The sequence below is a fragment of the Photorhabdus tasmaniensis genome (assembly GCF_011189505.1).
Taxonomy (GTDB): Bacteria; Pseudomonadota; Gammaproteobacteria; order Enterobacterales; family Enterobacteriaceae; genus Photorhabdus; species Photorhabdus tasmaniensis.
Genome location: NZ_PUJU01000013.1, coordinates 50,733 through 73,729, shown reverse-complemented (window position 1 = coordinate 73,729; position 22,997 = coordinate 50,733). Strand labels below are relative to the sequence as shown.

Sequence of the window (22,997 nt, the reverse complement as noted above, 5' to 3'; positions counted from 1 at the left end):
CTCTGGCATGCCAGGGTGGGAGAACGTCTGTCATACCTGAAATCAATCTTGCGATCTTTCTCCATTTCATCATTGGAAGGGAAGCTTTGACACAAAATAAAAGGAATATGATTATGAGTACGTCTGATATTACTCTTTATACCCAAACTCCAACAGTCAGCGTGTTGGATAATCGCGGCTTGTCCGTTCGTGATATCGGTTTTCACCGTACTGTGGCAAGTGGTGATACTGACACCCGTATCACTCGTCATCAATATGATAACCGCAGACATCTGAACCACAGTATTGATCAGCGTTTATATGATGCAAAACAGACCAATGACGCGGTGAAACCTAATTTTATCTGGCAACATGATCTGGCTGGTAATGCCCTGAGGACAGAGAGTGTTGATGCTGGTCGTATCATCTCATTAAATGATGTTGAAGGCCGTCTGGTCATGACCGTTAATGCGACAGGTGTTCATCAGACTCGTCTCTATGAAGGCAACACTTTGCCCGGTCGTCTGTTGTCTGTTAGCGAACGGGTTTCCGATGAAGAGACTCCCGATGTAACAGAGCGCTTTATCTGGGCTGAGAATACAACCGCGGAGAAAGACTATAACCTTTCCGGTCAATGTATACGCCACTATGACACGGCGGGAGTTACCCGGTTGGAGAGCCAGTCACTGGCAGGCACCATTTTATCCCAATCTCACCAATTGCTGGCCGAAGAGCAGAAAGCGAACTGGATGGGTGACGATGAAACCGTCTGGCAGAGTAGGCTGGCAAGTGAGGTCTATACGACGCAAAGTACAACCAATGCCATTGGCACTTTACTCACCCAAACCGATGCTAAAGGAAATATTCAACGTCTGGCTTATGACATTGCCGGTCAGTTAAAAGGTAGCTGGTTGACTGTGAAAGGCCAGAATGAGCAGATTATTGTTAAATCCTTAACTTGGTCAGCCGCAGGTCATAAGTTGCGTGAAGAGCATGGTAATGGTGTGATTACGCAGTACAGTTATGAACCAGAAACGCAACGTCTGATAGGTATCACCACCCGACGTGCAGATAACAGAGAATCAACAGCCAAAGTGTTGCAGGATCTGCGTTATGAGTATGATCCGGTGGGGAATGTTATCAGTATCCATAATGATGCGGAAGCCACTCGCTTTTGGCGTAATCAGACAGTGGTGCCGGAGAATCGTTATGTTTATGATTCCCTGTATCAGCTTATTAGTGCGACAGGGCGTGAAATGGCGAATATCGGCCAGCAAAGCAGCAAACTTCCCTCACCAGCCATACCTGTCCCTGCCGACGACAGCACCTATACCAATTACCTTCGTACCTATACTTATGATCGTGGTGGTAATTTGGTTCAAATCCGGCACAGTTCACCTGCAACGCAAAATAATTACACCACAGACATGACAGTTTCAAGCCGCAGTAACTGGGCGGTATTGAGTACATTAACGACAGATCCAACCCAGGTGGATGTGCTATTTGATTCCGGTGGTCATCAGAAAACGTTAATGCCAGGGCAAAACCTGAATTGGAATATCCGAGGGGAATTGCAACAGGTAACGCCAGTGAGCCGTGAAGATGCCAGTGATCGGGAATGGTATCGTTATGGCAGTGATGGAATGCGATTGCTAAAAGTGAGTGAACAGCAGACCGGTAACAGTACCCAAGTACAACGGGTGACTTACCTGCCGGGATTAGAACTACGTACAACCCAGGTTGCAGATAAAACAACCAAAAGTTTACAAGTGATTACGGTGGGTGAAGCGGGTCGCGCACAGGTAAGGGTATTGCACTGGGAAAATGGTAAGCCAGAAGATATCAACAACAATCAGGTGCGCTACAGCTACGACAATCTTCTTGGCTCCAGCCAGCTTGAACTGGATAGCGAGGGGCAGATTCTCAGTCAGGAAGAGTATTATCCGTATGGCGGCACGGCGGTGTGGGCGGCGAAAAACCAGACAGAAGCCAGTTACAAATTTATTCGTTACTCCGGTAAAGAGCGGGATGCCACTGGGCTGTATTATTACGGCTACCGGTATTACCAGCCGTGGGTGGGGCGGTGGTTGAATGCGGATCCGGCGGGAACCGTGGATGGGTTGAATCTGTATCGGATGGTAAGGAATAACCCAATCACATTGATTGACCACGACGGATTAGCGCCTTCTCCGAACCGAAATCGGAATACATTTTGGTTTGCTTCATTTCTGTTTCGTAAACCGGATGAGGGGATGTCTGCTTCAATGAGACGGGGACAAAAAATTGGCAGAGCCATTGCCGGAGGGATTGCGATTGGCGGTCTTGCCGCCACCATTGCAGGTACCGCTGGAGCGGCTATTCCCGTCATTTTAGGTGTTGCTGCCATAGGGGCAGGGATCGGTGCGTTGATGGGGTATAACGTGGGAAGTCTCCTGGAAAAGGGGGGAGCATTACTCGCCCGTCTTGTACAGGGAAAATCGACGTTAGTGCAGTCAGCGGCTGGCGCTGCCGCCGGAGCGGGTTCAGCTGCGGCTTATGGTGCGAGAGCACAAGGGGTTGGTGTTGCATCAGCAGCCGGTGCGGCCACCGGAGCCATAGGATCATTAATCAATAATGCTGACCGTGGAATAGGTGGAGCTATTGGGGCCGGGAGTGCGGTAGGCACTATTGATACCATACTGGGTACTTCCTCTACCCTTACACATGAAATATCGGCAGCGGCGGGAGGTGCGGCTGGTGGGATGATCACGGGTACACAAGGGAGTACCAGAGCAGGAATTCATGCAGGTATTGGAACGTATTACGGCTCCTGGGTTGGTTTTGGTTTAGATGTTGCCAGTAATCCTGCCGGACATTTAGCTAACTATGCGGTGGGTTATGCCGCTGGTCTGGGGGCTGAAATGGCTATTAACCGAATAACCGGTGGTGGATTTTTGGGGAGGATCTTAGGGCGGGTTATTAGCCCATATGTAGCAGGTTTAGCCAGACAATTAGTGCATTTCAGTGTAGCCAGACCTGTTTTTGAGCCTATATTTAGCCTTATCGGCGGGCTTGTGGGTGGTATTGGAACCGGCCTGCACAGAACAATGGGAAGAGACAGTTGGATTTCCAGAGGGCTAAGTGCTATCGGCAGTGGTATAGATAATGTTGCCGGCATGATTGGTAATCAGATCAGAGGCAGGGTGCTGACCACAACCGGGATCGCCAATGCGATAGATTATGGAACCAGTGCTGTGGGAGCAGCACGACGAGCTATCTCTTTGTAGCAAACATCGCTGGATATCTTCGCCCAATATATGGGCGGAGATATCAGGGCAGGGAGCAGTTACTTTAATTAACCCCAACTCTGCTTAAGAACAGAGATTTCAGAAACACGTAGATTCAAACTCGGTCTTATCGCTTGGAATGTAAATGTGCCGCTTCTATGTGTTTCGTGCATTGACTCAAGCATTTTTATGCCGATAACGTATCAACAGTAAGTTTGTTGGATATTTGTTCAAGCTCACTGGCTCAGTTCGGTGATTTTCATCACCGTTTCACGGTCGATACCCATACTTCGGTGACTGTTCTGACAGTCACCGTAAGATCCTCGTTTAACACGCATCGTTGAATGCTGATTAAGAGTTCTCAGCACGAGTTAGTGGCGTATTTGCTCAAGCTCGTTCTGGCTCAACCCGGTAGTTTTCATTATCGTTTCACGGTCGATACCCATGTCGATCATCGTACACGCGATTTTCAGGATCCCCTGTTTTTCGCCTTTATGCAATCCTTCTTGGAGTCCTTCCTGACGCCCTTCAATAAACCCTTTCTGGTGCCCCTTCTGCTCCAGTTTCTGCGCTATTGTCATCAGTACCTCCTCATACTTCGGGGACTGTTCTGCCAGTCGCCGGATAAAACCCTCGGGATCGGCGGTATCTCCCGCCTGTAATAAGTAGTTTAGCACGCTTTTTAGCTGTTCATCCGTATAGTAATCATACGTCAGCAGTATAACCAACTCTTGCAGCAGCTCCGCCATATCACGCTGGCGGATATGCTTTTGCACCATTTCCAGTAGCGCAACCCGTTTATGCGTCAGGATCTCATCATCCGAGATGACCGTCACATCGACCAGCGGGAATGGACCGGAATAGATTTCCTTCGCCAGCGCCGGATCATCGAAGCAGTCGAGCCAATGGGTACTCCAGGGATACGGCTGTATTTTCCCGTGATAGAACAACACCGGAATGACCAGCGGCAATTTTTCATGTCCCTGCTCCAGATGCCGTTGCATGGCTGAAATACTGTAACGCATAAGCCGATATGCTATCATCTTGTCCGGAGTGCTCTGGTGTTCGATCACGCAATACACGTAACCGTCACCTCGCGCCGTTTTCAATGAATACAAAATGTCGGAATAATGCGCCCGCAGATTGTCTTCAATAAACGATCCGGATTCCAACCGCAGTGTATCCAGATCACAAACGGCCCGTAATGTCGCGGGCAAATGTATCTCTAGAAAGTCTCTGGCCGTATCAATATGACTTAAAAACTGTTTAAAAACAGCGTCATGTGGCGTTGGTGTGTGTTTTCTCTTCATCGGTGAATGGTAGCATATTTTCTTTTATATTGAAGGAATATTAAGCAAAAAACCGAGCGGATTGTGATGTCTTGAATTTTCTTTGACAAAAACGTTGATCGTATCCCTCCAGTTAGGTGTGTGGGATTTAATCCTACTCGAAAAATAAATAGAGGCCCCAAAAATCGCCTCATATTATTCTTTAATTTTTCAATGTTTTCACAATACTCATAGCTTGCTCTTTATCTTTTACTCCCATCCTGAATGAAGGACCTAAAGCGGTCTGAATAGTCGCCGTGACAATATGAGTACCTTTAAATGATACTGTCATTTGGGTGCGGATGTTTTTATTGATTAAAACATCAAAGTGGGGAAAGCATTGTTTATCGTTTTTTATCGCTATTTCTATCTGGTCATTACCGCCTTCATCTGGCCCTAAGTAATCTATTTTATCTGTACAGGAGTGAGTTAAGATAAAATTGTCTCCGGATGAAAATTCAAATTTCAATCCCTCTTCGGCTTGCGTTTGTCTGTCTGGGTTATTTTTACCCGCGCACCCGGTTATTACAGAGAGAAGTAACATAATAACAAACAAATTTTTCATGATTCCGATCCTGCTATATTGAGTAATCACATGTAATATAAAGTCTATTTAAGCAGAGTTGCAATTAACAATATATCAAAATAACCACCAGATAATAGCATTTTTCTGGAAGGTAATGATATTACATAAGAAAGCAACAAATAACCGGGATATAACCGTAATATTCATGTTATTACCTGATGTTCTGCCTGGATGGGTAAAGCCTATAATTGTCTGAGAATGTCAGCGCTGGTGTCGCTCCGTGACAGTGATACGGGCCTGTTTTATGGGAGAAGATTATGGCGAGTCATACATCCGATTATCGTACAGATGTCCGCGTTATTGCGCATATACCGCTTAATACTTCTGATGGCGACAGATTGTATTTCAGAAAATTAACTGGCAGTGAATCATTGTCGCAGCTGTATCAGTTTAAAGTAGAGTTTCTCTGTACACGTAATGATCTCGATATGAAGTCATTATTGGGTAAGAGTATGGCTCTGGAGATCCCGCTGGCACAGGGTGGTTCCCGCTTCCTGCATGGTGATATTACACGTATTGACTATATTGGACATCATTTACAGGAAGAAAACGATAAATTATATATTTTCACTTTGCATCCTTCCTTATGGTATTTGACCCAAAACCGTGATTGTCGTATTTGGCAGGGACAGAGTGTGCCGGATATTATTGCCGTTCTACTGGCAGAATATCATATCAATATAGAAAACCGTCTCAGCAGCCATTATCATCAATGGGAGTATTGTGTCCAATATCAGGAGAGTGCTTTTGATTTTATCAGTCGATTAATGGAACACGAAGGCATCTACTATTATTTCAGTCATCATGAAAAGGGGCATACGTTAATTCTGGCGGATTCTCCAAATGCACATCGGCCATTTAACGATGACTATGCTCATATTCCCTATTTAGCTGCACAGCCCGGCGTGGTTGATCATCAGGAAGGTATTATGTGCTGGAGTACAGCACAGGAAATTACGCCGCGGGTTTATACGCTGGATGATTACGATTTTCGCAAACCACGGGCGCATTTATTGGAAGTGTGCAGCAATCCAGCCTCGTTTGCGGTTAATAAGGCGGATGTTTTCGAATGGCCGGGACGTTATATCGACAATCAGCACGGTCAGTTTTATGCGCAAATCCGCCAACAAGCGTTTGAAGCGCAGCAGCAACAGATGTACGGCAATACGACGGCATGTGGATTGGCTCCGGGATGCACTTTTACCTTGCAAAATAACCCTTGTCCACCTGATACACCGTCTTTTTTGGTGACTCATGCGGAATATGAGTTGTATGACTGCACTCTGTATGACGAATTGAATAGGACTCCTCAGGACAAAGGGCCGTTCCGGGCTGCATTCCACGCGATACCGGCTGATATTGTCTGGCGTCCGCAGCGAATAACGCCCTGGCCGAAAACCTGTGGCCCCCAAACGGCGGAAGTTGCTGGTCCGGCGGGAGAAAGCATCTGGACCGATAAGTACGGTCGCGTCAAATTGAAGTTTCGCTGGGATAGATATGGTCAGCCGGATGATCGAAGTTCCTGCTGGGTGCGTGTTTCCAGCAGTTGGGCCGGTTGGAAATATGGCAGCTTGCAGATCCCCCGGATCGGTGAAGAGGTGGTGGTTGATTTTATTAACGGTGATCCGGACCGCCCGTTAGTGACCGGACGGGTTTATAACGAGGAGTGTATGCCGCCTTGGCAGCTACCTGATGACGCGACTCGGATGGGGTTTATGAGCCGTAGCAAGAAAGGCGGGGTAGAAAATGCCAGTTTTCTGTTTCTCGAAGATGCGCCGGGACGTGAATCATTCACCATGCACGCTGAGCGCGACATGAATATCTCCGTTGAGCACGATAAAAATATCACGGTCGATGGTGTCTTAGCTCAGGAGATAAAAGGCGAAACTCATCTCAAACATCATGGTGTGTGTAATACCTTGAAAATGATGCCGGATATGCAAACTTTCCGGTTGGGAAAAACTGCCATTATCGCTGCCGGTGGGCGTGCAGATTTTATTGCCGGTGGCAGGTATGAACGTATCCACGGTAAATCAGAGACGCAGGCCAGCCAGAGTATCAGCCAACATGCCGGAGAAAACATCAGCCATCATGCGCGGGGCAATATTTTGTTTGATGCCGGTAAGCAAATAATCTATGGAGACAGCCTGTATCTCAACAAAGAAAGCAGCGATGCCGATAATCAAGCGCAAAAGAAGTTGACGACATTGCAAGGATTGACGTCTGAGGAAGTAGCGGATCAGAAAGCATCGGAACAGCAGCAACAGCAGAAGATCCCGACCTCAGTGGTTTACAAGAAGGGGGTTAGTGTTGAGATCAATGGCGTTGATCAGCAGCGCGTGGATAAGGATCAAAAAGTAGAAATTAAGGGAGCGGTAACACGGAGTATTGAGGGTAGTTGGCAAGAGCATGTTAAAGATAACCTGAAAATTCAGGCCGATGCCGATGCTCATCTTAACTGTGGTGGTGAGGTGTGCATCGAAACCAAAGATATGGTGCATAAAATTGAGGGCCACATAGAAACCCATGCCGGCAATACCTTGACCGTCTGTGGCACGACAGAAAGTGTCAATATGCTCAACTATACCAACTCTTCCATTGCCATGAAAAATGAAGGCGTGGTGATGTCGAATAACATGCTGAACATCGGTAATACCACGCTGCATATGTCAACCAGTACTCTTAGCCTCAGTATGGGCCAGATAAATATCAATGCCGTGGCACTGAATCTGAGTCTCAGCGGTTTAAGTATTTTTATCTGACGCACCAAGACAGGAGAACCGATGATGAAAATCATGAAACCTCTGCGGTTGGGTGTCTTGCACCGCCCGTGGCGCTGGCAGCAGCAAAACTATCTGGGGGTGGCTGTGATGGCGCTGACGGATATGAGTGATTCACCACAAATCAGGCCGGAACCGGAGTTGTGGCAATTGGTTGCGCAGGAGTTACAAAGTACCGGTGGGGTGCTGGATCTCTCGATTCCTAAACCCTGTGCAGAATTCTTTGCTACCGGTTACGCCTGGACCAATCATCAGCAGCAAAAAGAGGCTTGCATGGCGAGAATTCAGGTTGCTGATAAAGAAAAAAGTTTGCTGGTGTTTGGTGATCGCTACTGGCAGAACGGGCATCCTTCATCGCCCCAACCGTTCGAGAAGATGCACCTTGATTGGAAAAATGCGTTCGGCGGTAGCCGTATTGCGGAAAATCCATTAGGTAAGGGAGATGAACCTATTGCCCGTGACGGGATATTTTGGCATCCATTACCTAACGTTGAACATCCCGATCAGCTTCTGCATTCAGTGCATCAGCGTGTTCAGCCCGCCAGTTTCGCACCATTGGATTTTAGCTGGCCGCAACGTAGTCGTTTAATGGGGAAAAAATACGATAAGCAGTGGCTGGCACATGAATTCCCCGGTTTTGCCCGTGATACCGACTGGCATCTCTTCAATATGGCTGGGCAGGATCAATGGTGGGATGGGAAACCTGCTTTACCATTGGGTGCCATCTGGCGTATTTGGAATATGCATCCAACTCAGGCGGTACAACAGGGAACGTTACCGTGCTGGCAAGCACGCTGTTTTATTACCCGCCAGCGCGGTGAAGAAATGCGCCTTGAGGAGATCCATTTACGTGCCACCACGGTATGGTTTATGCCTCATTTGGAACGGATGGTGCTCATCTGGCACGGTGCTTGCCCGATTAATGAAGATGATGCTGTGGATGTACATCAAATGCTGGTGGCGATGGAGTTGGCACAGACAGAGCGTCCGATTACCCATTATCAGCAGGTGATGGCGCAACGGGCAGAAAAAGAGAAGGGCGCTCTTTTTACTCTGCGGGAGCAGGATCTGATGGATGAAAGCCTGATTGCGCCCTGGATAGATAATGACGTACAGGTTACGCCCAGTGCGTTGGCGGAGACCATGACAAGGCGTGAAACCTATTTGCGCCGACAGCATCAGGCGAGAAGTCAGGGGCAAGAGCAGGATATCAATCAACTGCTTGCCGGGTTGCCGCAGAAAGAGGGAAAAGCGCTGACGGCCGATCAATTACCCAATCTGGTTGCCAGTCTGGAACGGCAGGCAGAGCGTATACAGCAGCGGGTTCAGCAAAAAAATACTGCGTATGTGGCGGCTGAACGTGCCAGTACTCCCCCGGCTGGCCCGGCAAGTTACTACCGTATGCTGGATCTGTTGCACAAGCAGTCACAAAAAACGCCGGAGTCCCAGACACCAGAGGCGTTGAAACGCACGCACCGCAGTTTACATCAGATGTATCGACTATCAGCGGATACGCGCTCGCCGGCAGCCAGGTTACAAGGTGAACAGGCGGAAGTGTTACGTCGTCATGTGATCACTTGCATGGCAACAAAACGGGATCTGAGTGGCATGGATCTGACGGGTGCGGATCTTTCTGGTTTGGATCTTCGTCAGGCCAATTTACAACGTACTCTGTTAGAAAATGCCAATCTGGATCATTGTTGTCTGGATGAAGCCGATCTGAGTGAAGCTATGTTGGCTTATGCTTCATTGAACAATACTTCGCTAAAGGCCGCTTGTCTGGATAATGCTTCCCTGATTGGAGCACGGTGTCACAACAGTTATTTTACCGGAGCATGCCTTGGTGGTGTGTCGCTGGAGCAGGCCGAACTGGTCATGTGTGATTTTTCCCAAGCTGCTCTGAGTGATATTTTGTTGCGGCAGTGTACGCTGCATCATTGTCACTTCTCTCAGGCACGATTGGAAAACTGCCTGTTTATGGATCTGGTGCCGGAAGAGTTGGATTTCAGTCATGCGCATTTGACGCGCATGACCGTCATCAATGGCGGTTTTACTGCGGTACGTTTCAACCATGCCATGATGGAGAGTTGTACTTTTCTGGACAGCGTACTGGATCATGCCCAATACCAGCACGCACATTTAGAAAATTGTGTGTTTACCGGTAAGACTCATATTCGTGCTGGTCTGTTCCAGCATGCGCGGCTGACCAGTTGTAACTTCCGACTCATCGTTCTTGAAGCGGCTGATTTTTCAGAGGCCATATTGCAAAACTGTGATTTTAGCGAAGCGGATCTCAGTTTTGCCCAAATGCGTGCCGTCAATGGCAGTCATTCTCTGTTCATTCGTACCCGGCTGACCCATAGTCATTTGCAAGACGCCAATCTGATGGGGGCATTACTGCAAAAGTCTCATTTAGCCGGAGCGGATTTGCGTCGTGCCAATCTGTTTCGTGCCGATATTTCTCAATCCAGTGTTGATGTGAATACTCAGTTACAAGGTGCTCTGTTTGATCAGTGCAAAACCCTGCCTTGTGCCAGCGGGAAATTAATATGAAAACTTTAACATCGGAACAGTTGAGTGCGCTGATTGCGCAAGGGGAAATTATTCAAGATACATGCCTGACGAGTGATTTGCTGGCAGGACGGGATCTTGCCGGTATGGTGTTTGTCAATGTTGTCTTTGACAGCGTTGATCTCAGTTGTTGTCGGCTTGATGAAACTGTGTTTCAGCAATGCCAGTTATCATATGCCTCTTTTCAGGGAATGACGCTGAAAGGGTGTTCGTTTCAGCAATGTACCTTGTCACAAGCCTGTTTTGATCTCGTTCATCTGGATAACTGCGTATTTAATGATTGCCAGTTGGAACAGCTCTCTTTGCAAAACGCCGTTCTTGGCTGTACCTATTTCATTGCTTCCCGGCTTAATCGGGTGCGTTTTATCGATAGTACTCTTGATAAAGTCATACTGTGTGACAGTGATATTCACAATGGTGTTATGCATAACTGCCGTTGCCAGAGTTTGACTCTATTCGGCATGGATCTGCGCAAGATCACCTTTACAGGCAGTTATTTTGAACGGGGGGTGTTTGCACATTGCGATCTGCGCGAAGGTCAGTTTCAGGGGCTGACCTTTTTGGCTTGCCAGTTTACCGATAACCAGCTGGACCACGCCGATTTCCGGCAGGCGATACTGACGCAAAGCTGTTTTAAAGGCGCATCATTGCGCGGTGCCTGTTTGGACGAGGTACAGGCCGAAGGCGCGTTATTTATTGAAAGTGATTTACGTGAAGCACAGTGCCGGCAGGCAAAAATCAATCATGGACAGTTTATTGCTGCCCGTCTGCATCAGGCTGATTTCTCCCATAGCACGTTAGTACAAAGCCAGTGGCGTTATGCGCAAGCGGATGGCTGTTCTCTTGCCGCCTGCGATTTGAGCTATGCCGATTTCAGTTGGGCGGATATCAGTAATGCTGATCTGCGTCAGGCGCGTTTTAAGCGCACGTTGATGCACCGGGCTTGCCAGCAGGGCAGCCAATTTTCCGATCGTCAGGGCATTTTGGAACGAGATGACGCACTGTTTGCGGCAGAGACGTGGAGTGCGCGCAGTTAGCGCTATTAATTATGAGGTTAGCTTATGAACGCAATACAAAAATCGTTCCCATTAGAGATTAATCTTCCTCAACAGGCCGCGGGGCAGATCGTCAATACATTGCCAACAGGGGATGTGATCGTGGAGTATCAGCAGCGTGGCTGGCAATGCAGTGTTGCCATAAGTTGTTTGCTCATACCACAAATCGGTGATGAGGTACTGATTTGTGGTGACGATAGCCAGCGGCTATGGGTGCTGGCGGTGTTAAGCCGCGCTGATGAACAGCAGCCGGTGACGCTCAGTGTTCCGGGAGATTTACATATTGCTCCGCAAGGAGAGCTGATGCTCCATAGCGCTGAACAGATCAGTATTGATAGTCAATCTGTACAGATCACAGCGCAACAGAGTGATTGTCATATCACCCATATGCGTTACAGCGGTGATGAGTTGACGGCGTGGGTCAATGTAGCCTGTTTGCTTGGCCGGCGCGTGGAAGCATTGTGGAAAACCGTGGTGCAAATCAGTCAGCGTGTATTGCGTAAGGTCGAACAGACAGAACATGTGCGTGTTGGACAACTGGATTGTCAGGCTCGTGATTATGTCCGTTTGCATGCACGTAATACCATTATTACCTCGCAGGCGGTGACAAAAGTGGACTCTGAACAGATTCATATAGGCTGAACGATGAGCAGAATATCAGAGAAAAACACCGGAGAACGCAGAGCTTCGGCGATATATACCGGTTATCAAACCTTTCCTATGTTGCTTGAACGTCTGACAGAAAACAGCAATGGCCGGGAAGAGGCATCGTATGGCAGCTGCGCTCGGCAGTATCGTCTGTCGATACTGCATAATTTGCAGGCGTTATTTAACTGCGACCATTATTCCTCTGGAGCCGATCTCTCATCATGGCCGCATGTTAGTACCAGTACTTTGAATTTCGGTATCCGGGCACTGGCAGGAAAGTTTGTTTCTCAGGTGAGCTGGGAAAGTATTGAACACACGATATGTGAAGCCATTATTTATTTTGAACCGCGCATTATGCCGCAGGAATTAACTATCACGGGTATACAGGGTAATCAGGAGCTGGATGCTCACAATATTCTCTGCTTTGAAATCCGGGGGCATTTGCGGGGTTCTTCCCGCCCATTGGCATTCACTTTCAGCAGCCATGTTGATCTGGAAAACGGGCGTTTTGAGCTGGTGGATGGAGGATAAATCATGCATGAAAAACTACTGGAGTATTACAACCGTGAGTTGGCATGGTTGCGTGAAATGGGGGATGAGTTTGCCCGCCATTATCCTGGTGTGGCCGGGCGATTAGGAATGCAGGGTAATGAAGTGACCGATCCTTACGTTGAGCGTTTGCTGGAGGGCGTCGCTTTTCTGACTTCGCGTATTCAACTCAAGATGGATGCTGAGTTTCCGCGTTTCTCCGCTCAGTTACTGGAAGCGCTTTATCCTAACTATCTTGCGGGTTTGCCTTCAATGGCAATTGTGGAATTACAGCCCGATCCCACGAAAGGGGATCTGAGCAAAGGTTTTCTGGTGCCTCGTGGTTCACTGATGGAAAGTCCGGCACTGAAAAAGCAGGGGCTCAGTTGCCGTTACCGTACCGCGCAGGATGTGAGTTTGCAGCCGTTGCGTTTATCCCTAGTGGAATTGGGCGGTGTGCCTGCGGATATCCCTCTTTCTGCGTTTGGTGGTGCTGAGGTGCAGGGTGCTTTGCGTATTCAACTATCGTGTTTTGATAATGTGTTACTGGGCGAATTGCAATGTGATGAGCTGATGTTCTACCTCAGTGGCGGTGATGTTCCAGCCTTACAACTGCTGGAATTACTGATGGCGCACTGTCAGGGGGTGTTGTGCCATATTCCCGGCAGTTCGGTGCAACGGTTATTGCTACCGCCACAGGCATTATGTCATGAGGGCTTTGCCCCGGAGCAGGCATTATTGCCGGTTGATTTGCGCAATGTTGAAGCGTATCGCTTGTTACAGGAATACTTTGCTTTTCCGGCCCGTTTCCAGTTTTTCAGCATCAGTGGTTTACAGCCGCTGCTGGCGCAGGCAAGCAAGCGACAGTGCTTGGAAATTCAGATCTTGTTGGATGTGCGTTCGCCACAATTGGAAAAGGTGGTGGATGTCAGCCATCTGGCTTTGCATTGTACCCCTGCCATCAATCTTTTTCCACGTGCAGCCGAACCGATGACGATCAATGAGCAGCAACATGAATACCATGTGGTGGTTGATAACATGCGTCCGCTTGATTATGAGGTTTTTTCCGTCACAGCATTACGCGGTATTGGTAGCCAGCATGACGGTGACGAGCGCTACATTTTTCATCCCCTTTATCACACGCAGCATGATGACACATTGGTTAATGCGGGGTATTTTTCTATCCGCCGTGAATCACGTTTGCTGCCACAGAATATGAACCGCTATGGTATGCGTTCTGATTATCTTGGCAGTGAAGTTTATCTCTCTCTGGCGGATGAGCATCATCCGCCCTGGCGCAGTGATTTGAAATACCTCAGTGCGGAAGTTCTGTGTACCAATCGTGATCTGCCGCTATTACTGCAACGACAGGCACAGGAGAGCCTGGTGATGCAGGATTCGGTTCCCGTCTCCGCTGTGCGGTTGCGCAAAGGTCCCAGTGAACCCCGCCCGGCTCTGGCAGAGAGCCGGGTTTGCTGGCAGTTGATCAATCAGTTACAGCTTAATTACTTTAGTTTGCAGGATTGCGCCACTAAACAGGGTGAAACGGAATTACGGCGGCTATTACGTTTTCATGCCAGTCAGGCGGATGCGGTTATTGCACAGCAGATTAGTGGTATCCGGTGTTGTCGATTGCAAGCGCAACATCGTCATATGACCGGTACGCCACTGTTTCGACGTGGAATTAGTGTGCAGTTGGAGGTAGACGAGCAGGCATTTTCTGGTCGATCTCCTTGGTTAATGGGGAGTGTGCTGGCGCACCTGTTTAGCCGTTTGGTGACCGTGAACAGTTTTGCGGAAACGACGCTGTCCAGTGTGCAGCGGGGAACGATCGGGTTCTGGTCGGGACGTAATGGCGTGAGGGCACTGTTATGAAGATATTTGCCATACATGCCGACAATCAGATAGTACTGGTCGGGGAGAAAGCGCATAGCGTTTCATCTGCACTTGATGATCATTTTTGGACAGCAAGAGAAAAAGCGCCGTGGGATTTCGATTTGTTTCAGTTGTTGCGGCGTATTGATGCACAGTCAGGCGCCCCTTATCCATTGGGGCGTGCACCTTTACCGCGCTATGAACCATTGCGTCTGGGGCAACAGCCGGCATTATGCTTTGCGCCGGCAGAAATTGCGGCTATCGTGCCTGACCCAGATGGCATCCGCTATCAGATTAATATCAATAACTTTGGTCTGTTTGGCCCGAATGGCCCCCTGCCTTTACATGTCACTGAATTTGCCTGGCAACGTCAGAAGCAACATAAAGATTATGTGCTGAGTGCCTTTTTCAATCTGTTTCAGCATCGTTTGATAACGCTATTCTGGCGGGCGTGGGCGGATGCCCAGCCTTGTCTCTCCTTTGACCGTAACGATAACCGCCGTTTCGATCACTTTTTTGCCAGTCTGATCGGTATGGGACATGTTCCGGGCTACCGTCTCCGTCAGGAGCGGACACATCACTATATGGCCGGGCACCTGAGCCGTTATCCGCGTAATAAAGACGGTTTGCTGTGCTTGCTGCGTTACCACTTTGGTTTGCCGGTGACGTTACATGAAAATCAGTTTCACTGGCTGGCGATTGACCGTGATGAACAGTTGCGGCTGCATAACGGTCATGGTGGTGCCCGGTTAGGGAATACTGCCCGTCTCGGTATTGCTGTGGCTGATGTGCAATATGCATTTTGTCTGGAGCTTGGCCCACTCTCTTGGTCGGCATATCAGCGTTTCTTGCCGGCTTCACGGTTTACCACATCCAATTGTGATGATTTCCGGCAATTGTGTGACTGGGTTCGGGGTTATGTCGGCCTTGAATATACCTGGAAGCTCAGAATCACGCTGGATCATCAGCATTATCAGGGATGTTCACTAGGAGGCCATCAGCCGCTGGGGCAGAGCTGTTGGTTAGGACTTAACATCCCCCATCATGATCGCAGTGATCTCTGTTTCCGTCCGGATAACGCTGCGTAGTCATAACAGACTGCACCTGTTTTCTTTTCTATCAATATGGACAATATGGACGAGGGTTCTATGTCAGATATCAATCGCCAGTCACTGTTTAATAAACTTAATCCGCCATTGTTTAGTGCCCTGGAGAGAGCCAGTGTATTTTGTAAACTGCGGGGCAATCCTTATGTTGAATTGGCGCACTGGCTGCATCAACTGATGCAGCAGAAAGTGGGTGATTTGCAACAAATCATAGGCCACTTTGCACTGGATGAGCAGCAGGTGGCACAGGATATCGTTCGCTCTCTGGATGCATTGCCGCGCGGAGCCAGCGCGATTTCTGATCTCTCTACTCATATTGATGAGGCAGTAGAACGGGCTTGGGTGTGTAGTTCAGTCACTTTTGCGGCAGACGAGATTCGTGGGGCGCATCTATTGCTGGCATTGTTAACCACTTTTAATCTGCGTCAGCATCTGCTGGCTATTTCTGCTCAGTTTTCCTGTATTAACGCAGAAAGTTTGGCACAGGATTTGAACCGCATCCTGCATGACAGTATGGAAAACAGCTCTCAGAAAACAATGGCAGAGAGTGAAAACTGTCAACCAACGTCAGAGAGTTCGCTGCAATGTTATGCGCAGGATATGACTGCACTGGCGCGTGCCGGGCGAATTGATCCGGTTGTCGGGCGGGATAAAGAGATCCGCCAACTGGTTGATATTTTGCTGCGTCGCAGGCAGAACAACCCGCTGATTACCGGTGAGGCGGGGGTGGGTAAAACAGCGCTGGTGGAAGGATTGGCGCTACGCATTGCATCGGGTGATTTGCCGCCGTCATTGTGCCATGTTCAGCTTTGGTCATTGGATATTGGCCGTTTGGAGGCGGGTGCCGGAATGAAGGGAGAATTTGAGGCACGTTTACAGGCGGTGATTAATGAAGTTCAGCAAAGCCCGGTTCCCATTATTCTGTTTATTGATGAGATTCATATGCTGATTGGTGCCGGAGGGGCGCAAGGGGTTGGTGATGCGGCTAACTTGTTGAAACCGGCACTGGCGCGTGGGCAGTTACGCACCATTGGTGCGACCACCTGGGCGGAATACAAAAAACATATTGAAAAAGATTCGGCATTAACGCGACGTTTTCAGGTGTTGCAGGTTGAACAGCCGGACGAAGCGCAGGCTTTACAGATGATACGTAGTCTATCCGCGAAGTTGGAACAGCATCATGGCGTATTATTACTGGATGAGGCGCTGGAAGCCGCGGTCTCGCTCTCCCATCGCTATATCCCGGCTCGCCAGTTGCCTGATAAGGCCATCGCGCTGCTTGACACCACTTGCGCACGAGTGGCTGTCAGTCAGCACAGTCTGCCGGCGGTATTGGAAGATTATCGCCGCCAGCTTGCTGCACTCCAGATTGAATATGAGATTGTCTGCCGTGAGCAGCAACTGGGTGGTGATCATCGTGCCCGCTTGGCACAGCTTGACGGTCAGCGCCATGAATTGCAGGCAGAAGAGCAGCAAATGGCGCAGCGTTGGCAGGATGAAATGACGCTGGCTCAACAGATTATCGGCTTACGCCAGCAACTGATTTCTGGTGATGAAAGACTTGAGGATGATCCACAGCGTTTGGTCTGGCAGACAAAATTACAGGATTGCCGGCAACAGTTAAGTTTATTGCAGGGAGAGCAGCCATTAATTACGGTTGCGGTGGACGCACACAGCGTTGCCGCAGTGGTGGCGGATTGGACCGGTATTCCCCTTGGCCGGATGGTGAAGAATGAGATCAATGTTGTCCAGAATTTGGAACACAGCCTCGGACAGCGAGTGATTAGTCAGCAACACGCGTTAAGCACTATCAGTGAACGGGTACGTACAGCGCGTGCACATCTGGGTGATCCCAATAAACCTGTGGGGGTATTTTTGCTATGTGGCCCCTCTGGAGTAGGGAAGACCGAAACGGCGCTGGCGTTGGCTGAAAGCCTGTATGGTGGTGAGCAGAACCTGATTACCATCAATATGAGTGAGTTTCAGGAGCCACACAGCGTATCAACCTTGAAAGGGGCACCGCCGGGATATGTCGGTTATGGTGAAGGTGGTGTGTTAACGGAGGCGGTTCGACGACGTCCGTATAGTCTAGTGTTGCTTGATGAGGTGGAAAAAGCACATCCTGATGTGCATGAACTGTTTTTTCAGGTATTCGATAAAGGCTGGATGGAAGACGGTGAAGGCCGTCGCATTGATTTCCGTAATACGCTGATCATATTGACCTCGAATGTTGGCAGTCAGGAAGTTATCAAGGTCTGTACCCGGCAGGATGGCTTGCCGGATGTGGAAACGTTGACGCAACAGTTACGTCAACCGCTGTTACGGACGTTTCCCGCTGCTTTGCTTGGCCGTCTGACGATCATTCCTTTTTTATCACTGAGTAACGAAGCACTGGAAAATATTGTGCAACTGCAATTGGCGCGGATAGTACAACGTCTGTGGGAAAATTATGGAATTGAGGCACAATTTGACCACAGTGTGACGCAACAGATTATGGCTTGTTGTATGGAACAGGAATCCGGTGCTCGCAGGATCGATTCGATCATTACGAATATTTTGTTGCCGCAGATAAGTCGCAGGTTACTTACCGCAACGATGGAGAACCAGCATTATTCACAATTGGACGTGATTTGGGAGAATGCGGTATTTCAGTGCCATTTTTGCTGAGATAGCTAAGCGTAACGGTTAACTAAGTTGCCTTTATTCACTACAGTCGTGAGAAAATATTATGTCATCATTGAGATTTAGCTGCGGGAGCAAGTCACTATGACATCCGTATATTCCGTGTATCGCTTTGGATGAGCTAGCTTCTGCTATGATGGAGAGGTTTGAAGACCAATTGTACACTTCCGTGCTATTAAGCTTCAGCCCCTTCATCTGGTCAGATTAAATCATTACAGCAATATGAGAGAACTGGAATCCTGTTGCTGCAACGACATTGCGCAAAGTTTTCAGCGTTGGATTGCCTTTAGGTGACAGTGTTCGATATAGCGTCTCACGTGAAACGCCTGCTTTCATCGCGGCTAAATGTGCGGTAAGTTCTTCATCCGCAATGCGGATCATCGTATTGTAAAACCGTTTGTCGTTACTTTTGTCACCGGCACACAGTACGATGGCTTGTCGTTTGGGATCGAAAGCAAAAAATGCGCGTACCGGACGACCTGAATACTGTATGCGTAAAGCGTGAAACCTTGAGGTTAAAACCACTGTCCACAAAATCCAACCCTCATAAGTTATAGCTTATATTTTCAACCCTTTTGCCACTTTTCACCGATCTCCGTGCTTCGCATTCTTCACTAACTCAGATCACTGTTCTCTCCGAAACACTTGTGAGTCTGGCCGTATCTCTATTGTGTAGATACCGAATACCTCAAGGACGATATTTCTCGGAGGCTGACTGATGATAGTGGCATCATTAATGGAACAAAATTATCGCCCGTTTTATCAATCATCGCTGCTGTCGAAAGCAGCATTCAGCTTCTGCTGGTAAACGCTAAGGAAAAAAGCGTTGAATAACGTTGGCGATTGTTGACGTATCTCTTCGGCGGTTTGCTGATAGCGATCAGTAAAGTTATCCCATAACTTTGCCTTACGGTGTTGCGTGCCATTCATGTGCCAGAAGTATGCCGCAGGGACACTATTTTCATCATAGGATGGGTTAAAGCGATTGATGATGGTGTTAAGACAATAAAAAAGCGCTTCTTTCATTGCCTGCTCATGCCCGTCTGGTATTTGATATGTCTGTGGTGCAGTCATGTCGTTGGCTGTCGCTGTTGGTGGATCTTTCTGGAATAAACATAATGGATCAAGTTGTTTTACTTGCTCTTCCCACAACTGTAGCGGTGTGACAGAAAGGCGAGGGGGCTGTTGAAACAGGGGATGGCTGTCGACACTATGACGTTGGGCCGTAAAAAGTTGTATTGGATCGATGGAGCGTACAGCGAGCTGATCAAGAGATAGCGTGGGTTCTGTCCCTTGTTTCGGCAACATAAAATCTGCCGGAGAAAGTTGATAGCGCGCTTCTGAACTTTTTTCTGTGGGCACTGTTTCATTTAACTCGTCCCATAGTGCTCCGGAAAAATCGGTTGTCATTTCCTGTTCGACAGAATGATCTTTTGCTGTCTCTATTTCATTCACGGTCAGGTGGTAGTCACCAATCTGGAGCTTATTATTTTCTTGCAGAGAGGTGGTTTCTCCACGTGCTAATGGAATAGTGTTAATCATCATGAAAGCAGTTCCAATATTAGTAATAGTGCAGGCACCCTGGGTAGAAATATGTACACTGGCTTGTAATGCCGAAATACAACCATTCGGATCTGGCAACACAAAATGATTATTTTCGCTGGTACCGATAGTTCCACCCGGATGATAGAAAATATGACTACTATTTTCTATCCCCTTATCTGATGGAATATTGATAAAGGTTATTTTCATAACAACGTCGCTTATTATCTTGAGTCATCACTTAACCTTCCGCCACAAAAAAGTATGCAGTATCCTAACGGACACGAACATATCGTATTCCGGGCGGGAGGTTATTTTTTTACTGACTTAGTTGTCAGTGAATGTTTTATTATTTACTGATGTTCTTTTGTGTATCCCAATTAAATTCCACCTCAGCGCCATTTTTTCCTTCATTATCCTGTTCCTTATAAACTACTTTGGCAATATTCGGTGAGAAGCTGTATTTCACACCGATAGTGCCGGGCATAATGGCAGCCGAACCTTCTGTCAGGTGCGGAATATCGCGGTTAAAGTCAACCAATTCGATGCTGTCAAGTAATGCACTTCCCAGCGTAATTGTGGTGAACTCCTGTTGCTCGCCTCCGGCTTTGCGCATGGTTAATTTCACTTCAGGAAGATGAGCACCCTGCGCTAATTTCTGCATTAACGTTGGCATTGCTTTATCCATACGGGCATAGACCACCAGAGAATGAACTTTAGCACGCCCACTTCCTCCACCGCCGCCGCTACCGGTTTCCACCGGCTGTGACAGTTTCCATTCAAAGGTATGCACATCAATGCCGTTGGGGTGATTGCTGTCTTTGCATTCACCGGAGATATCTTTGATATCCAAATAGATGCTGTTGTTCATAATCGTATTCTTTATTTATTCAGTGAGTTGCAGAATTAACCACCACTCTGTTTTAAGGAGGGCAGTTTTGATACCAACCGCAGGGAAACCGTCAATCCCTCCAGTTGATAATGGGGACGCAGGAAAAATTTGGCCTGATAGTAGCCGGGATTATCTTCCTGTTCGTTGACTTGTACTTCGGCAGACGCCAGCGGTTTGCGCGCTTTGGTCTGTTGTGAGGAGTTGGAGGGATCGCCATCAACATAGTTGATGATCCATTTATTCAGCCAACGTTCAATATCATCGCGACTCTGGAATGAACCCACTTTGTCACGCACGATACATTTCAGGTAATGCGCAAATCGGCAGCAGGCAAACAAGTAAGGTAAGCGGGCAGCCAGATTAGCGTTTGCTGTGGCATCAGCATCCATATACTCCGCCGGTTTTTGCAGTGATTGAGCGCCGATAAACGCGGCAAAATCAGAGTTTTTGCGGTAAACCAACGGGATAAAGCCGTTTTTTGCTAATTCCGCTTCACGGCGGTCACTGATGGCAATCTCTGTCGGACATTTGATATCTAAACCGCCATCATCCGTCGGGAAGGTGTGACATATCAGTTTATCTACCGCTCCGCCTGATTCGACGCCCCGGATAGATGCGCACCAACCATATTCTTTAAAGGAACGGTTAATATTCACTGCCATCGCATAGGCTGCGTTGCTCCACACATAATTACTGTGCGTGGCTCCTGCGGTTTTTTCTTCAAAATCGAATCCTTCAACCGGATTGGTGCTGATACCGTAAGGTAAGCGAGCTAGAAAACGTGGCATCACCAAACCAATGTAACGGGCATCTTCTGATTCACGCAGGCTGCGCCAGGAGGCGTATTCGGTATTGAGAAAGATTTTGCTCAGATCGCGCGGATTTGCCAATTCCTGCCAGGTTTCCATCTGCATAACGCCAGGCGAGGCGCTACTGATAAAAGGGCAGTGGGCGGCAGCGGCGATACGGGCCATTTCTCCCAACATTTCGACATCTTGCGGATTGTGGTCGAAATAGTAATCACCCACTAGGCAGCCGAGTGGCTCTCCACCGAATTGACCATACTCTTCTTCATAAATCCGTTTGAAAACCGGGCTCTGATCCCAAGCCGTTCCTTTATAGCATTTCAGTGTGCGCCCTAATTCTTTCTTTTCGACGCTCATAATCCGTATTTTCAGCATTTCGCTGGTTTCGGTATTGCTCACCAGATAGAGCAGACCACGCCATGCGCCCTCTAGAGCTTGAAAGTCAGGATGATGGAGTATTTCATTGATCTGCTGAGAGAGTTTGTTGTCAATGGCGGCAATCAGCGCCTGAATGGTGCTGAAAGTGTCGCTCGATAAGGTCAGGCTATTTTCCAAAGCCTGATGTGCCAAGGTTTTCACCGCGTTTTCCACGGCGAGACGTGCCTGATCTGTTTTAGGGCGAAACTCTTTCCTGAGTAGAGCACTGAGTTCACCTTGATTGTAACTGGTAGTCTGAGTTTGAGTTTCACTGGCAACATTGATTTCAGATTGGCTCATTAGTGCCTCCTTGATCTTGTTCTGCGACGGGATCAGTGGATTCCGCATCATTCAGCGGTGCGGTACTGAGCGATTTCAGCAATTCAGGATTTTGCAGGATAGAAGCGATCAGCTCTTCGGCCCCGCTTTTGCCATCCATATAGGACAGCAGGTTGGCGAGTTGAGTACGTGCTGCCAGGAGTTGGTTAAGGGGTTCTACCTGGCGTGCTATCGCATCCGGCAGAAAATCATCCATCGTGTTGAACGTGAGGGCGACCTGGATCTTGCCTTCACCGCTCAGGGTATTGTCCACCGGATAGGCGACACTTGGGCGCAGTGATTTCATGCGGTCATCGAAATTATCAACATCAATGTCGAGGAATTTTCGCTGACTCAGGGGAGGAAGTTGATCGGCAGATTTTCCGGCTAAATCCGACATAACGCCCATGACAAAAGGCAGTTGAACCTTACGTTCATCACCGTATAGTTCGACATCGTATTCAATTTGTACTCGTGGAGCACGGTTACGGGCGATGAATTTTTGCCCGCTGTTTGATCCTGACATAATATTCTCCATCGGCAAAATCAGTGGTTATAGATAATTGACGGAATAACAACCGTTTTTCTGGTGTATTGCCTTCATTCTGTGGTGTTCTC

At 48.3% G+C, this 22,997-nt stretch carries 16 protein-coding genes; 9 read left to right on the top strand and 7 right to left on the bottom strand.

Annotation, left to right across the window (positions count from 1 at the left end; translation table 11 throughout):
• The first annotated feature begins 113 nt into the window (after window positions 1–113).
• On the top strand, window positions 114–3,245 hold the full coding sequence (gene tccC, locus C5471_RS08250; protein ID WP_133813239.1) for an insecticidal toxin complex protein TccC: 3,132 nt from the start codon (window positions 114–116) through the stop codon (window positions 3,243–3,245).
• A gap of 371 nt (window positions 3,246–3,616) precedes the next feature.
• Here tccC and C5471_RS08245 read toward each other — a convergent pair whose 3' ends face one another.
• Window positions 3,617–4,555 (bottom strand): Rpn family recombination-promoting nuclease/putative transposase, encoded by a 939-nt coding sequence (locus tag C5471_RS08245; protein WP_133813240.1) that lies wholly within the window; start codon window positions 4,553–4,555, stop codon window positions 3,617–3,619.
• 181 nt (window positions 4,556–4,736) lie between these two features.
• The gene (locus tag C5471_RS08240; protein WP_133813241.1) at window positions 4,737–5,138 is read right to left on the bottom strand and encodes a hypothetical protein; all 402 of its coding nucleotides are present in this window, start codon (window positions 5,136–5,138) and stop codon (window positions 4,737–4,739) included.
• Between the two features lie 278 nt (window positions 5,139–5,416).
• On the opposite strand from C5471_RS08240, the gene C5471_RS08235 reads away from it, so the two are divergent.
• From C5471_RS08235 to tssH, 8 genes are read left to right on the top strand one after another with little or no spacing between them, the layout of a single operon-like run.
• Window positions 5,417–7,921: a type VI secretion system Vgr family protein gene (locus C5471_RS08235; protein WP_133813242.1), complete on the top strand. Its 2,505-nt coding sequence runs from the start codon at window positions 5,417–5,419 to the stop codon at window positions 7,919–7,921.
• A gap of 21 nt (window positions 7,922–7,942) precedes the next feature.
• Complete coding sequence (locus C5471_RS08230) at window positions 7,943–10,492, top strand: DUF2169 family type VI secretion system accessory protein (protein ID WP_133813243.1); 2,550 nt, start codon at window positions 7,943–7,945, stop codon at window positions 10,490–10,492.
• The gene (locus C5471_RS08225) at window positions 10,489–11,547 is read left to right on the top strand and encodes a pentapeptide repeat-containing protein (protein WP_133813244.1); all 1,059 of its coding nucleotides are present in this window, start codon (window positions 10,489–10,491) and stop codon (window positions 11,545–11,547) included. The genes C5471_RS08230 and C5471_RS08225 overlap by 4 nt, the downstream gene beginning before the upstream one ends.
• Window positions 11,548–11,571: 24 nt before the next feature.
• A complete protein-coding gene (locus C5471_RS08220; protein ID WP_133813245.1) occupies window positions 11,572–12,207 on the top strand; it encodes a DUF3540 domain-containing protein in 636 nt (211 codons plus the stop codon).
• A 3-nt stretch (window positions 12,208–12,210) separates the two neighbouring features.
• Window positions 12,211–12,744, top strand: coding sequence for a type VI secretion system baseplate subunit TssE (gene tssE, locus C5471_RS08215; protein WP_133813246.1), 534 nt, complete (start codon window positions 12,211–12,213; stop codon window positions 12,742–12,744).
• A 3-nt stretch (window positions 12,745–12,747) separates the two neighbouring features.
• Window positions 12,748–14,616 (top strand): type VI secretion system baseplate subunit TssF, encoded by a 1,869-nt coding sequence (gene tssF, locus C5471_RS08210; RefSeq protein ID WP_133813247.1) that lies wholly within the window; start codon window positions 12,748–12,750, stop codon window positions 14,614–14,616.
• On the top strand, window positions 14,613–15,704 hold the full coding sequence (gene tssG, locus C5471_RS08205) for a type VI secretion system baseplate subunit TssG (RefSeq protein ID WP_133813248.1): 1,092 nt from the start codon (window positions 14,613–14,615) through the stop codon (window positions 15,702–15,704). The genes tssF and tssG overlap by 4 nt, the downstream gene beginning before the upstream one ends.
• Before the next feature lie 60 nt (window positions 15,705–15,764).
• Window positions 15,765–18,389, top strand: coding sequence for a type VI secretion system ATPase TssH (gene tssH, locus C5471_RS08200; RefSeq protein ID WP_133813249.1), 2,625 nt, complete (start codon window positions 15,765–15,767; stop codon window positions 18,387–18,389).
• Between the two features lie 219 nt (window positions 18,390–18,608).
• On the opposite strand, the gene C5471_RS25055 is transcribed toward tssH, so the two are convergent.
• The 5 genes from C5471_RS25055 to tssB all read right to left on the bottom strand — a co-directional run bounded on the left by C5471_RS25055 (window position 18,609) and on the right by tssB (window position 22,905).
• Complete coding sequence (locus tag C5471_RS25055; RefSeq protein WP_133814219.1) at window positions 18,609–18,929, bottom strand: type II toxin-antitoxin system RelE/ParE family toxin; 321 nt, start codon at window positions 18,927–18,929, stop codon at window positions 18,609–18,611.
• 237 nt (window positions 18,930–19,166) lie between these two features.
• Window positions 19,167–20,156, bottom strand: coding sequence for a type VI secretion system-associated FHA domain protein (locus tag C5471_RS08190; protein WP_133813250.1), 990 nt, complete (start codon window positions 20,154–20,156; stop codon window positions 19,167–19,169).
• A 139-nt stretch (window positions 20,157–20,295) separates the two neighbouring features.
• On the bottom strand, window positions 20,296–20,817 hold the full coding sequence (locus C5471_RS08185) for an Hcp family type VI secretion system effector (protein WP_133813251.1): 522 nt from the start codon (window positions 20,815–20,817) through the stop codon (window positions 20,296–20,298).
• A 35-nt stretch (window positions 20,818–20,852) separates the two neighbouring features.
• Window positions 20,853–22,361, bottom strand: a complete 1,509-nt coding sequence (tssC, locus tag C5471_RS08180; protein ID WP_133813252.1) for a type VI secretion system contractile sheath large subunit — start codon at window positions 22,359–22,361, stop codon at window positions 20,853–20,855.
• Complete coding sequence (tssB, locus tag C5471_RS08175) at window positions 22,348–22,905, bottom strand: type VI secretion system contractile sheath small subunit (protein WP_133813253.1); 558 nt, start codon at window positions 22,903–22,905, stop codon at window positions 22,348–22,350. The genes tssC and tssB overlap by 14 nt, the downstream gene beginning before the upstream one ends.
• Between the last annotated feature and the right edge of the window lie 92 nt (window positions 22,906–22,997).